Below are 13,728 nucleotides of genomic sequence, written 5' to 3' on the forward strand. Positions count from 1 at the left end.
GGCGTGTGGGGTGGGGTTGAAGAACAGAGTTCATCGTAGGCAAGCTGCCCCATACAATCAAAAAATTGTCCTGAGTACATCCCGCAGCCACGTCCCGCCCTATCGCGTACCGCCCTGGAACACACCCCCGCGCCCCATGACCCAGCCCTTGTTCCAACCCGTCGTGGACGACCTCGCTGCACAGATTCGCGCGGGTCGTCTGCCGCCCGGCACCCGCCTGCCCACGCACCGCCAGCTGGCGCGCCAGCACGGCATCGCACTGACCACGGCCACGCGGGTCTATGCCGAGCTGCAGGCCCTGGGCCTGGCCAGCGGCGAAGTGGGCCGCGGCACCTTTGTGCGCGAGGCCCCCGTCTCCGCGGGCCAGGCCGTGGACCAGCAGGCCGTCGCCGCCGGGGTGATGGACCTGAACTTCAACTACCCGTCACTGCCCGGACAGGCCCGCCTGCTGGCCAGCGGCCTGCGCCGGCTGGCGGCGGGCGGCGACCTGGAGGCGCTGCTGCGCTACGCCCCGCACGGGGGCCGCCAGCACGAGCGCGCATGCGTGGCCCAGCACCTGGCCAGCGCACGCGGCCTGGTGGTGGACCCCGCCCAGGTGCTGATCGTGGACGGCGCCCAGCACGGCCTGGCCGTGGCCTGCATGGCGCTGCTGCAGCCCGGCGACGTGGTGGCGGTGGACGCGCTCACCTACCCTGGGTTCAAGGCGCTGGCCGGCATGCTGCACCTCACGCTGGCGCCGCTGCCCGCCGCGGCAAACGGCACCGAGGGCCCCGACCTGGACGCGCTGCGGCGCCTGTGCGCCCGGCGGCGTGTGAAGGCCATCTACACCATGCCCACCCTGCACAACCCGCTGGGCTGGGTCTGCAGCGCGCAGTGGCGGCAGGACCTGGCGGCCATCGTGCGCCAGCAGGGCCTGGTGGCCATCGAGGATGCGGCATATGCCTTTCTGGCCAAGGATGCGCCCGCGCCCCTGGCCACCGTCGCCCCCGAATCCACGGTGTACGTGTCCGGCCTGTCTAAGAGCGTGGCCACCGGGCTGCGCTTCGGGTTCACGGCCGCGCCGCCGCAGTGGGCACCGCTGCTGCAGCGCGCCATCCGCACCACCACCTGGAACACGGCGGGCGTGGTCACTGCCCTGGCCTGCGGCTGGCTGCAGGACGGCACCGTGCGCCGGCTGGAGGCAGAAAAGCGCCGTGACGCCACGGTGCGGCAAGCCATCGCGCGCAAGGTGCTGGCCGGGCTGCCGCTGGTGGGCCACCCTGCGTCGTACTTCAGCTGGCTGCCCCTGCCCGAGGGCGTGCGCGCCGACCGCGTGGCGGCGGCGCTGCTGAAGAGCGGCGTTTCCGTTTCCACCGCCGAGCCGTTCGCCACCTCGCGCCAGGTGCCCCACGCGATACGGCTGGCACTCGGCTCGGTAGCGCACGAGCAACTGCGCACTGCGTTGCAAACGGTGCGCAGCGTGGTCGCTGACCTCACGGACCGCTGACGCGCCCTGACCATGGGCGGCCATGAAAGAAGGCTCCGGCAGGTGCGGGAGCCTTGGGTCTTTGGCGAAAGCACCGTGGCGCCGGACTCGCCGGCACGGCGGTGCATGGACGCATCAACGCATAGGCATCAGCTGCCCGCCACCTTCATCCGGTTCACCAGCACCGAGCCCACCGACTTGGCGCCGTAGTTGTACACATCCGCCCCCACGGCCTCGATGCCCTTGAGCATGTCCTTGAGGTTGCCCGCGATGGTGATCTCGTGCACGGGGAAGGCGATGCGGCCGTTTTCGACCCAGAAGCCGCTCGCGCCGCGCGAATAGTCGCCCGTCACGTAGTTCACGCCCTGGCCCATGAGCTCGACCACGAACAGGCCGGTGCCCAGCTTTTGCAGCATGGCATCGAGGTCGTCGCCCGGTTGCGTCAGGCGCGACGTCAGCGTCGGGTTGTGCGAGCCACCGGCGTTGCCCGTGGTCTTCATGCCCAGCTTGCGCGCCGAGTAGCTCGACAGGAAGTAGCCCTGCACGCGCCCGCCCTGCACCACCTTGCGCGGCGCCACGCGCACGCCTTCTTCGTCGAACGGAGAGCTGCCCTTGCCGCGCAGCACGAACGGGTCTTCGGCGATGTCGATGTGCTTGGGGAACACCATCTTGCCCAGCGAGTCGAGCAGAAAGCTGCTCTTGCGGTACAGCGAGCCGCCGCTCACGGCCTGCACGAAGCCGCCCAGCAGGCCCGCGGCCAGCGTGGATTCGAACAGCACCGGGCACTGCGTGGTGGGGATCTTGCGGCTGCCCAGGCGGCTCAGCGCGCGCTGCGCGGCGTAGCGGCCCACGGCCTCGGGCGAGGCCAGCTCGGCCGCGTCGCGCATGGAGCTGTACCAGGCGTCGCGTTGCATCTCGGCATTGCGGCCGGGCAGCGATGCGATGGGTGCCACCGAGAAGCTGTGGCGCGAGCTGGCATAGCCGCCCCGAAAGCCGCGCGTGTGGGCGCTGAAGAAATGGCTTTGCTGCGCCGACACGCCCGCACCTTCGCTGTTGGTGATGCGCCGGTGGGTCTTGAGCGCCGCGGCCTCGCATTCCATGGCCATCTGGGCCGCCTGCTCGCTGTCGACGGCCCAGGGGTGGAACAGGTCCAGGTCGCGGTGGGTGTCGGTGGGCGCGATGTCGTCGGCATCGGGCAGGCCCGCCACCGGGTCTTCGGCCGTGAAGCGGGCGATGTCGTACGCCGCCTGCACGGTCTGCTCGATGGCCTTGGTGGAGAAGTCGGACGTGCTGGCATTGCCGCGGCGGTTGCCGAGGTAGACGGTCACGCCCAGCGACTTGTCGCGGTTGCGTTCGACGTTCTCGAGTTCGCCCTTGCGCACGCTGACCGACAGGCCGCAGCCTTCGGACGCTTCGGCGCCGGCATCGGTGGCGCCCAGCTTCTTGGCGTGCGCCAGGGCGCGGTCCACCAGCTCTTCAAAGAAGGGGCGGCTGTAGCTGAAGCCCGAGTCGGGAGTGCGGGGTGCGGTGGCTGCGGCAGCAGCGCCAGGCGCGCGCGCGGCGCTTTGGGAGGGTTTGTTCATAGCGACGGCTATGATACTTGCCGCTGTGGCGCGCGCTGCGCCACCTCCCATTTGCCCCCACCCCATGTCACGCAAACCCAAAAAAGGCTACTTTGTGAGAGGCCAGTTCGTTGCCGAAGGCAGCGAACTGGACATTCAACTCAAGGCCGAACTCAAAGGCACGCCGGATGCCAGCCGCACGGATATGAAGCGCGAGAGCGATGAACTTCAGGATCTGGGCAAGGAACTGCTGGGCCTGCGCGCCGACCTGTTCAACAACGTGGGGCTGCCCGACAAGCTGGTGGATGCCATCAACGAAGCCAAGCGCATCACCAACTTCGAGGGCAAGCGCCGCCAGATGCAGTTTGTGGGCAAGCTCATGCGCAAGCTCGAGCCCCAACTGGTGGATGCCGCCCGCCAGGCGCTGGAAGTGCAGCGCACCGGCTCGGCCTCCGACAAGCTGGCCCTGCACCTGGCCGAGCAGTGGCGCGACCGCCTGATCGCCGACGACGACGCCCTGCCCCAGTGGATGGACGAGCACCCCGGCACCGACACGCAGCAGCTGCGCGCCCTGATCCGCCAGGCGCGCAAGGATGCCCAGCCCGCAGGCAAGGAGGCCAATGTCCAGGTCTCCCAAGGCCTGGCGCCGCGCAAGGGCCGCGCGTACCGCGAGCTGTTCCAGCTGGTGCGCGAGCACCTGGGCGGCGGCGCCGGCGACGCCGATGACCACGGCGACCTGGACGAAGACGGCGACGAGGACGGTAATGACTGACACCCCCACAGGCATGGGCGGCGCGCTGCACGATGCCGTGCGCATCGGCATCGTCTCGGTCAGCGACCGCGCCAGCATCGGTGTGTATGAAGACAAGGGCCTGCCGGCCCTGCAGGACTGGCTGGCCCGCGCGCTGCACAACCCCATCACCTTCGAGCCGCGCCTGATCCCCGACGAGCAGGAGCGCATCAGCGCCACGCTGATCGAGCTGGTGGACACGGCGGGTTGCCACCTGGTGCTCACCACCGGCGGCACTGGCCCCGCACTGCGCGACGTGACGCCCGAGGGCACGCTGGCCGTGGCGCACAAGGAGATGCCGGGCTTTGGCGAGCAGATGCGCCAGATCAGCCTGAAGTTCGTCCCCACGGCCATCCTCTCGCGCCAGGTGGCGGTGATCCGCGGCCAGAGCCTGATCATCAACCTGCCCGGCCAGCCCAAGGCGATCGCCGAGACGCTGGAAGGCCTGAAGGACGCCGAGGGCGGACAGATCGTGCCCGGCATCTTCGCGGCCGTGCCCTACTGCATCGACCTGATCGGCGGGCCGTACCTGGAAACGCACGATGCGGTGTGCAAGGCGTTCCGACCCAAAAGCGCGGTGCGGGCGCCGCGCCAGGCCTGAGTTTCGGCACATTGATGTGTCGGCATTTTTGAACTACGCCCACCGTTCGGGCTGAGCGTGTCGAAGCCCTGCGCTGCGCTTCGACAAGCTCAGCGTGAACGGCTCAGTGGGTTGTTGCAAGCCAGGTCATTCGAAGAAAAATAGCTGCTACCGCTTGATAAGAAAGCGCTGGCAGCTATATTTTCAATAGCAAACCGTGCCAATGCGTCGCGGTGGTTTGGCCGCGCCTACTTGCCCACCAGCTCGTTGAACTTGCCGGCCTCGAACTGCTCCTTGATCGCCGCATCGCACGGTACGCAGTCCCTGGCCTGCTGCGATGAAGCCGACAGCTTCTCGATGGCCTGCCACAGCAGCGCGATCTGGTGCTCCTGCGACGAGGCGTTGTCGATCAGTCCGCGCATGGCCTGCGAGAGCGGGTCGTCTTCCTGCGTGATGCCGTAGGCCGTGAACTTGCGGGCCTGCTGGGGTTCGGTGACGTCGGCGCTCTCGCCCGCCTTGGACGGGATGATGCGGGCCGGAATGCCCACGGCCGTGGCGCCCGGCGGCACGGGCTTGATCACCACGGCGTTGCTGCCGATCTTGGCGCCGTCGCCCACCTCGAAGCCACCCAGCACCTTGGCGCCCGCGCTCACCACCACGTCGCGGCCGAGCGTGGGGTGGCGCTTGGCGCCCTTGTACAGCGAGGTGCCGCCCAGCGTCACGCCCTGGTAGATGGTGCAGCCGTCGCCGATCTCTGCGGTCTCGCCCACCACCACGCCCATGGCATGGTCGAAGAACACCCGCTCGCCGATCTTGGCGCCGGGGTGGATCTCGATACCCGTGGACCAGCGCGCGAAGTGCGAGATGAAGCGCCCCGGCCACTTGAGGCCGTTGTTCCAGCACCAGTGCGCGGGCCGGTGCAGCCAGATCGCGTGCAAGCCCGGATAACAGGTGATCACCTCCCACGTGCTGCGCGCGGCAGGATCGCGGTCGAGGATGCACTGGATATCGGAGCGCAGTCGGGCGAGCATCGGTTCTTCTGGTTATGAGTTTATGGCCGCACAGTCTATCGTTTTGCCCCGCCGGCCTCGATCATGGCTTTGGCGACACCTCGCAGGATGTGGATTTCTTCGGGGCTGAGCTGCGCGCGATTGAAAAGCTGGTTAAGGCGCGGCATGAGCTTCTTGGGTGCGGCCGGGTCCAGGAAGCCGATGGCCGTGAGCGCCTGCTCCCAGTGGCCCAGCATGCCGGCCACCTGGGCGGCGTCGGCCAGGCTGCGCTCGGTGGTGGCGTCCTGCACCGCAAAGCCGCCCAGCGCCAGGCGCCATTCGTAGGCGATGACCTGGATGGCCGCGCCCAGGTTGAGCGAGCCGAAGCCGGGGTTGGTCGGGATGGAGAGCGCCACATGGCAGCGGTAGACGTCCTCGTTGGCCATGCCGAAGCGCTCGGAGCCAAAGAGAAAGGCCACGCCAGCCTGTCCGCCGGCGGTGGACACCAGATCGGCATCTGGCGCTTGTCCAGACTGCGCCGCCAGCTCACTTTTCAGGAGCGTCTCGAAGTGATCCCGGGGCGCCGCCGTGGGCGGGCCGAAGTCGCGCGGGGTCATGGCAGTGGCGCACAGGTGGCTGATGCCGTCGAGCGCCTCGTCCAGCGTGGCGACGATGCGCGCGTTGTTCAGCACGTCCAGGGCGCCGCTGGCGCGCTGGATGGTTTCCTCGCGCCGCAGCACGTTGGCCCAGCGTGGCGCCACCAGCACCAGATCGTCGAAGCCCATGGTCTTCATGGCGCGGGCGGCGGCGCCCACATTGCCGGCGTGGCTGGTGTTGATCAGGACAAAACGGGTCTTCATGGCGCAGGAACGGGTTGGAGCGCAACGGCGCGGAAAAGCCGTGCGTTAGGCAAAAAAAGGCGGTCCGGGTAAAATCCCGCCCTCATTGTCGCCGCCCGCATCGCCGGGACGGGCCGACCCGCTCATGATTCGCAGGCCGCCACGCTCTTTCGTGCCGGGGCGCCCTGCTCACCACCACAATTTATGTCGTCCAATCTGCACCCCATGCTCAACGTGGCCATCAAGGCTGCACGCGCCGCCGGCGCCATCATCAACCGCGCGGCCCTGGACGTGGAATCGGTGCGGATCTCGCAAAAGCAGATCAACGACTTCGTGACCGAAGTGGACCACGCGTCCGAGAAGATCATCATCGAGACCCTGCTCACGGCCTACCCCGGCCACGGCATCCTGGCCGAAGAGTCGGGCACGGAATACGGCGCCAAGGATTCGGAATTCGTCTGGATCATCGACCCGCTGGACGGCACCACCAACTTCATCCACGGCTTTCCCGTCTACTGCGTCAGCATCGCGCTGGCCGTGAGGGGCAAGGTCGAGCAGGCCGTCGTGTACGACCCGAGCCGCAACGACCTGTTCACCGCCACCAAGGGCCGCGGCGCCTACCTGAACGAGCGCCGCATCCGCGTGAGCAAGCGCACCCAGCTCAAGGACTGCCTGATCTCCACCGGCTTCCCCTTCCGCCCGGGCGACAACTTCAAGAGCTACCTGAACATGATGGCCGACGTGATGCAGCGCACCGCCGGCCTGCGCCGCCCCGGTGCCGCCGCGCTGGACCTGGCCTATGTGGCCGCGGGCTTCACCGACGGCTTCTTCGAGACCGGCCTGTCGATCTGGGACGTGGCTGCGGGCTCGCTGCTGGTGACCGAGGCCGGCGGCCTGGTGGGCAACTTCACGGGCGAGGCGGACTTTCTGGAGCAGCGCGAGTGCCTGGCCGGCAACCCGCGCATCTACGGCCAACTGGTGCCCATCCTGGGCAAGTACAGCAAGTTCGCCGGCGCTGGCGACAAGGCCGCAGTGCGCCAGGCCGCGTTGGCGGACGGCGGCAGCGGTGCCGATCCGGTCGATGCGCAAGAGCCCGCCGCAGCGGACGATGCGGATGAAGACCACGAGGACAGCACCGCAGGCAAGGACCGCAGCGCCAAGGGCGACGACGCGCCGTTCTGATGCCGGTGTTGTGAGCCGGGAGGCCTGAGGACGCTGGTCGGGCGCCAGCGCCCGGGGCCTACCGCCCCGGTGGCGCTCCGCAGCCCGCAGCGGTCAGCCGTCGAAGGTCTAACGTCTAACGTCAGCCTTCAGCCCGGGTCCGGATACTTCTGGGCGATGTTGCGGAAGTCCTCCGCGATGTCCACGAACGCATCCACCATGTCCGGGTCGAAATGCGTGCCCTTGCCCCGCACGATGGTGTTGCAGGCCTGGTCGTGGGAGAACGCGGGCTTGTAGACACGCTTGCTGATCAGTGCGTCGTACACGTCCGCCACGGCCATCAGGCGGGCCGACACCGGGATCTCTTCGCCCTTGAGGCCCTCGGGGTAGCCCGAGCCGTCCCACTTCTCCTGGTGGCTGTAAGCGATCTCCTTGGACACGCTGAGAAACGCCACGCGCATGCCCAGGCGGCGCTCGGCCTCCTGGATGGCGTTGCGGCCCAGCGTGGTGTGGGTCTTCATGATCTCGAACTCTTCGACCGTGAGCTTGCCCGGCTTGAGCAGGATGGCGTCCGGGATGCCGATCTTGCCGATATCGTGCAGCGGCGCCGACTTGTACAGCAGCTCGATCATGCGGTCGGTCAGCGCATGCTCGAAGCGCGGGTGGTTGCGCAGCCGCTCCGCCAGCGTCTTCACATACAGCTGCGTGCGGCGGATGTGGTTGCCGGTCTCGTTGTCGCGCGTCTCGGCCAGCGAGGTCATGGCCATGATGGTCACGTCCTGGATGGCCTGCACCTCCAGCGTGCGCATGGCCACCTCGCGCTCCAGGTACGAGCTCTTGTCGCGAAGGAAGTCGGCCGTGGCCTTCAGGGCCAGATGCGTGTTCACCCGCGCCAGCAGGATGGGCGGGCTGATGGGCTTGGTGATGTAGTCCACCGCCCCCAGCGCCAGGCCCATGCGCTCGTCGTTGGGGTCCGAGCGCGCGGTCAGGAAGATCACCGGGATGTCGCGCGTGGCGGGCGCGGCCTTCAGGCGGCGGCAGACCTCGTAGCCGTCGATCTCCGGCATCATGATGTCCAGCAGGATCAGATCGGGCGGCGTGCTCGACTGCGCGATCTTCAGCGCCTTCTCGCCATGGTTGGCCACCTTCACCAGATAGTGCTCGCGCAGCAGGCTGCCCATCAGGGTGAGGTTGTCGGGCGTGTCGTCCACCACCAGCACCGTCGCGATCGGCTTGTCGACGAGTGCGGATTGCTGGGGGGCAAAAGGCGCGTGGTCCATGGAGTCGGGTCCTGCGTAGTGCTCTGCCCGGTGTCAAAGGGCAGCGGGGTGTTCGGGGCGCGGCACCGTCGCCATCGCCCCCAAGGCCTGCTCGAAGTCGAAGTTGAGGGTGTGAACCTCCACGTGCGCGAAGGCCGGTCCCAACACGGACTTCAGCACAGAGACATTGTGTTGCAAAAACTCGGTCGCTGCAGGGTCATCCTGCTCCAGCAGCGTGCGAAATCGCTGTAGGGCATCTCCCGCAGACAGCGCAGGAACGCCCCCAACCGCTGCCGGTGTGCTGGCCGCAGGGCGTGGCGCCACCGCCTGCTGCGCCCAGGCCTGCAGCGCCTGCAGCAGCGGCTGCAGGGCCGTGGCCAGTGGCACCAGCGCGCCGGTCACGCCGTCGCCCCGCTGGCCGCTGCGCAGCGCCTGCTCCAGCAGCTGGGCCTGGTCGGCCACCCCCTGCGCACCGATGTTGGCCGCCACCGAGCGCAGGGTGTGGGCCAGCCGCTCGGCCAGCACCACGTCGCCCACGGCCAGGGCCTGCTGCACGTCCTCCAGCACCGTGGCCTGCCCCTGCGCGAAGCGGCGCAGCATCTCGGCATAGAGCCCAGGCTTGCCCAGGGCGCGCTGCAGGCCCAGGGCCGTGTCCAGCCCGGGCACCGCGGGCGGCGGTACGGGTGCGGCGTCGGCGGGCAAGGCGGCCGCCGGGTCCTGCAGGCCGTCGGCCACCGCCTCCGGTGACGGCGCCTGGCCCAGGCCGGGGCGCGGCCGTATCCAGCGGGTCAGCGCCGCCCACAGCGCGGCCGGTTCGATGGGCTTGGCCACATGGTCGTTCATGCCCGCGGCAAAGCAGCGCTGGCGGTCGGCCTCCATGGCGTTGGCGGTCATGGCCACGATGGGCAGGCGGGCAAAGCGCGGGTTGCTGCGCAGCTGGCGCGTGGCGGTCTCGCCGTCCATGATGGGCATCTGCATGTCCATCAGCACCACGTCGTAGGCCTTGCGTTCGATGCACTGGATGGCGGCCTGGCCGTTCTCCGCCACATCCACCGCAAAGCCCGCTTCCTGCAGCAGCTCGACCGCCACCATCTGGTTGAGTTCGTTGTCCTCCACCAGCAGCACCCAGGCGCCGCGGATCGCCAGCGGCAGCTCTTCGGCGGCGGGCGCCGGGGTGACCAGGCGGCGCGCACTGAAGGTGGAATGCTCCTGGGGCTGCATCAGCGTGTCGAACAGCAGCGATGCGTTGACCGGCTTGATGAGCACCGTCTCGATGCCCTGGGAGCGCGCTGCGCGCATCACGTCCTCGCGGCCGTAGGCGGTGATCATCAGCATCTTGGGCACCTCGGCCATGCCCAGGCCGCGGATGTGGCCCGCCAGCTCCACGCCGTCCATGCCCGGCATGTGCCAGTCGAGCAGCAGCAGGCCGAACGGGCGGCGCTGCGCCATCGACTCGCGCAGGCGCTCCAGCGCCTCCAGCCCGGAATGGGCCTGGTCCACCTCGAACCCCATGGCCAGCAGCATGTCGGACAGCACGGTGGCCGCGGTCTGGTTGTCGTCCACCACCAGCACGCGGCGCCCGCGCAGGTCGGGCGGCGGCAGCAGCACGCGGGCCGGCGCGCCCCGCTCCAGCGGCAGCGACACCCAGAACGTGGAGCCTTTGCCGAACGTGCTCTCGGCCCCGACCTCGCCGCCCATCAGCTCGGCCAGGCTCTTGCAGATCGCCAGGCCCAGGCCCGTGCCGCCGTAGCGGCGGGTGGTGGAGGTGTCGGCCTGCTGAAAGCTCTGGAACAGCCGGCCCATCTGCTCGGGCGTGAGGCCGATGCCGGTGTCGCGCACTTCAAAGCGCAGCATGACGCGGTGGCCCGCTGCCTCCAGCAGCCGCACGGCAATGCTGATCTCGCCGGCGTCGGTGAACTTGATGGCGTTGTTGGCGAAGTTGATGAGGATCTGCCCCAGCCGCAGCGAATCGCCCACCAGGTTGGGCGGCACGTCGCAGGCCACGTCGCACACCAGCTCCAGCCCCTTGGCGCCCGCCTTGTAGCCCACCACGTCCGAGACGCTCTCGAGCATGCGGTCGAGCACGAAGGGCTGTTTTTCGACCGTGAGCTTGCCCGCCTCGATCTTGGAAAAGTCGAGGATGTCGTTGATCACGCCCAAGAGGTGCTGGCCGGCCTGCTGGATCTTGCTCACGTAGTCGTGCTGGCGGGGTGACAGGCCCGACTTGAGCGCCAGGTGCGACATGCCGATGATCGCGTTCATGGGCGTGCGGATCTCGTGGCTCATGTTGGCCAGGAAGTTCGACTTGAGCGCGGTGGACTCCTCGGCCAGCTCCTTGGCGCGGCGCAGGTCCTCCTCGGCGCGCTGGCGGTCGGTGATGTCGACGAAGGTGCCGATGGCGCCGCCCGGCGAGCCGTCCGGGCGCGAGAAGCCATGCAGCCAGAACAGCGTGTGGTGGATCTTGCCGTCGGCATACGGCATGTCCACCTCCTTGTGCACCGACTGCACGCCGTGCAGCGCCTCCTGTGCGTCATCGTCGAACTGCGCGCGCTCGCTCTGGGGCAGGAAGGTCAGGTCCATCACCGTCTTGCCGATCAGGGTCTCGCGCTGCACGCCGAACGACTGCTCGTAGGCGCGGTTGAAGCCGATGTAGCGGCCGTCCGCCCCCTTGTAGAACAGCGGCACCGGGATCGCGTCGATGAGCGCCTGCTGGAAGTCGAGCTGCTCGGCCACCTGGGCCTCCAGCAGCTTCTGGTCGTGGATGTCCACGTTGACGCCCACCACCCGCACGGCCTGGCCGGCCGCATCGCGGAAGATGCGCGCGGCCGACAGGAACCAGCGCACCTCGCCGTCGGGCCGCACGATGCGCCACGAGTCGCGCAGGTCCGTGTTGCCGCTGGCCAGGCACTGCGCAAAGTACGCCAGGGCGCGGTCGCGGTCCTCGGGGTGCAGGCGCTCCGTCCAGTCGTGCCGGCTGCGCAACTGGTCGCCCGGCGGCAGGCCCAGCATGGACACCAGCTTTTCGCTCCACAGCACCTGGTCGGTCATCAGGTCGATGTCGAACACGCCGATCTTGCCGGCCTCCTGCGCCATCTCCAGGCGGTCGCGGGCCTGCTGCACGGCCAGCTCGGCGCGCCGCTGCTCGCTCACGTCCTCGATCACCCAGATCGACGCGGCCTTGAAGCCTTCCATCTGCAGGCTGCGTCCCGCCAGGCGTGCCTCGAAGCTGCTGCCGTCCAGGCGGCTCAAGGTGGCCGTCTCGCGCAGCGCCTCGCCCGCGGCCAGGCCCGGCCCCACGCGCGCGAAGAACTGCTCGGCACCCGCGGGCGTGCCGAACAGCCGCGACATGCCCATGCCCAGCAGCTCCGACGCCTCGCCGCCCATCAGCTCCACGAAGGACGGGTTGAACTGCCGGAAGTGCCCGTCGCACACCAGCAGGATGGGCGGGGCGTTGTCGAAGATGGCGGTCTGCTGCTCCAGCAGCTCGTTGAGCAGGCGTTCGCGCCGCTCCAGTTCCTTGTGCGACTGGATGCGCTCGGAGACGTCTTCATGCAGGCCCACGATGCCGATGCGCTTGCCGTTCTCGTCGAGCACTGGCGACAGCGTGGCCTCGTCGTGGTAGGTGCTGCCGTCCCGGCGGCGGTTCACGAAATGCCCCTGCCACGAGCGGCCTGACAGCAGCGTGGACCACATCGCCTGGTAGGTCTGCGCGGGCGTCTGGCCGCTGGCCACGATGGACGGCTTCTTGCCCCGCACCTCGGCCAGCGAATAGCCCGTGTTGCGCTCGTACTGCGTGTTGACCCAGTCGATGCGCCCGTCCCCGTCGGTGATCACCACCGACACCGGGCTGCTCTGCAGCGCCGCGCCCAGCAGCCGAAAGCGCTCCAGAGCCGCCGCCACGCGCGCACGGCTGCGCAACAGATCGAGCAGCAGCAGGCCCAGCAGGAACAGCAGCACGAACGTGGCGCCGCCGACCTGGATGCGCTGCGTGGGCGACATCAGCGCGCTGATGTCGTCCAGCACCACCAGCTGCCAGGGGCCGCCCGGGTCCTTCCAGTCGATGCTGCTGCGGCTGAGCGCATAGGTCACGCCGTTGAGCTGCACCTCCTTCGCGTCGGTGGAGAACGGCAGCGCGGACGCCACGCCGTTCTCGAAAAGATGGCCGAACTGGCGCGTGGCCCGGATCGCATCGATGCGCGCCTGCGTGAGCGGCGGCGCCACCGCAAACTGCCACTCGGGCCGGGTGGACGCAAACGCCACGCCTTGTGGAGACAGCAGCACCGAAGGCAGCTCGGAGCGCCTGAGCAACTCATCCACCGCCTCGAAGCCCACCTTGAACATCACCACCCCGATGATGGAGCTGGCCGGCGTATCGCGGTCGTACAGGGGGGCGGCGTAGTACAGGCCGCGCTCCTGCGAGTTGCTTCCGATGGCGGCGTAGACGCTGACCGCACCCTCCACCGCCTGCTGGAAATACGGCCTGAAACCCAGGTTGATGCCGGTGGAGCGGGCGCCGGCCGTCTCGTGGGCCACCACCGTCCCGTCGACCGACATCACGTACACGCCATGCACCAGGAACCTCCCGCGCGCAACGCCCAGCCTGGCCAGCGCTTCCGGGTGGTCGGGCGGGAGCTTGCCGGTGGCCATGTCCTTGAGCAGCGGCTCGCTCAGGCCCAGCAGCGACACCGCCCCGAGCATGCTGCCGCCGGTGGTCTGGCTGATCAGCAGGTCGGAGGTCTGCTGCAGCTGGCGGGAGCGGTCGTCGTCGCGCTCGCCCGCGCGCCAGTGCACCACGCCCTGCACCACCAGCCACGCGCCGAACATGGCCAGCACGGCCACCAGGGCCAGGCCCCGCTTGCCGGGGGCATTGCTATCGAGCACCTTGTCCAGGAACATGCCGACACCTCCGCCCGCGCGCTTCACACCGGGCCCCTGGCCGCTGGTGGATGCGCACCACGGCGGGGTGATCCCCAGCCGCCGTGCGAGCCGGCGCCCGGCGCACAAGCCCGCCATCGCCCTGGTGTGCGCTGCGCAGTCTCAGCGTGTGGCAAACAAAAAGGCATCGATGTCCTCCACCGGCCCG

General features: G+C 68.9%; 10 protein-coding genes. 5 read left to right on the forward strand and 5 right to left on the reverse strand.

Translation table 11 applies throughout. The features are described from left to right. The first annotated feature begins 136 nt into the window (after window positions 1-136). The gene (locus ACSQ3D_RS16395) at window positions 137-1,486 is read left to right on the forward strand and encodes a PLP-dependent aminotransferase family protein (RefSeq protein ID WP_436127619.1); all 1,350 of its coding nucleotides are present in this window, start codon (window positions 137-139) and stop codon (window positions 1,484-1,486) included. A gap of 128 nt (window positions 1,487-1,614) precedes the next feature. On the opposite strand, the gene pmbA is transcribed toward ACSQ3D_RS16395, so the two are convergent. Beyond that, on the reverse strand, window positions 1,615-3,048 hold the full coding sequence (pmbA, locus tag ACSQ3D_RS16400) for a metalloprotease PmbA (RefSeq protein ID WP_436127620.1): 1,434 nt from the start codon (window positions 3,046-3,048) through the stop codon (window positions 1,615-1,617). 64 nt (window positions 3,049-3,112) lie between these two features. Here pmbA and yjgA point away from each other — a divergent pair, with 64 nt between their 5' ends. Further along, complete coding sequence (gene yjgA / locus ACSQ3D_RS16405) at window positions 3,113-3,799, forward strand: ribosome biogenesis factor YjgA (protein ID WP_396504109.1); 687 nt, start codon at window positions 3,113-3,115, stop codon at window positions 3,797-3,799. 13 nt (window positions 3,800-3,812) lie between these two features. Beyond that, window positions 3,813-4,418 carry a molybdopterin adenylyltransferase gene (gene mog / locus ACSQ3D_RS16410; RefSeq protein WP_436127630.1) on the forward strand — a complete coding sequence of 202 codons (606 nt, stop codon included), beginning with the start codon at window positions 3,813-3,815 and terminating at the stop codon, window positions 4,416-4,418. 227 nt (window positions 4,419-4,645) lie between these two features. Here the strand turns inward: mog and cysE are convergent, their stop codons facing one another. Both cysE and ACSQ3D_RS16420 read right to left on the reverse strand, forming a co-directional pair. Further along, complete coding sequence (cysE, locus tag ACSQ3D_RS16415; protein ID WP_436127621.1) at window positions 4,646-5,428, reverse strand: serine O-acetyltransferase; 783 nt, start codon at window positions 5,426-5,428, stop codon at window positions 4,646-4,648. Window positions 5,429-5,463: 35 nt separating this feature from the next. Next, window positions 5,464-6,246 carry an RNA methyltransferase gene (locus ACSQ3D_RS16420; protein ID WP_436127622.1) on the reverse strand — a complete coding sequence of 261 codons (783 nt, stop codon included), beginning with the start codon at window positions 6,244-6,246 and terminating at the stop codon, window positions 5,464-5,466. Window positions 6,247-6,429: 183 nt separating this feature from the next. Between ACSQ3D_RS16420 and ACSQ3D_RS16425 the strand changes: the two genes are divergently transcribed. After that, window positions 6,430-7,407, forward strand: a complete 978-nt coding sequence (locus tag ACSQ3D_RS16425) for an inositol monophosphatase family protein (protein ID WP_436127623.1) — start codon at window positions 6,430-6,432, stop codon at window positions 7,405-7,407. 128 nt (window positions 7,408-7,535) lie between these two features. Here ACSQ3D_RS16425 and ACSQ3D_RS16430 read toward each other — a convergent pair whose 3' ends face one another. Further along, on the reverse strand, window positions 7,536-8,666 hold the full coding sequence (locus ACSQ3D_RS16430) for a two-component system response regulator (RefSeq protein ID WP_396504106.1): 1,131 nt from the start codon (window positions 8,664-8,666) through the stop codon (window positions 7,536-7,538). Window positions 8,667-8,699: 33 nt separating this feature from the next. Next, the gene (locus tag ACSQ3D_RS16435; RefSeq protein WP_436127624.1) at window positions 8,700-13,541 is read right to left on the reverse strand and encodes a PAS domain S-box protein; all 4,842 of its coding nucleotides are present in this window, start codon (window positions 13,539-13,541) and stop codon (window positions 8,700-8,702) included. Here ACSQ3D_RS16435 and ACSQ3D_RS16440 point away from each other — a divergent pair. Beyond that, on the forward strand, window positions 13,540-13,728 hold a 189-nt coding region (locus ACSQ3D_RS16440; protein WP_436127625.1), incomplete at its 3' end, for a hypothetical protein. The two genes, ACSQ3D_RS16435 and ACSQ3D_RS16440, sit on opposite strands and share 2 nt — an antisense overlap.

It is taken from the genome of Acidovorax sp. LjRoot117 (assembly GCF_964252695.1).
In the GTDB taxonomy this organism is placed as follows: domain Bacteria; phylum Pseudomonadota; class Gammaproteobacteria; order Burkholderiales; family Burkholderiaceae_C; genus Acidovorax.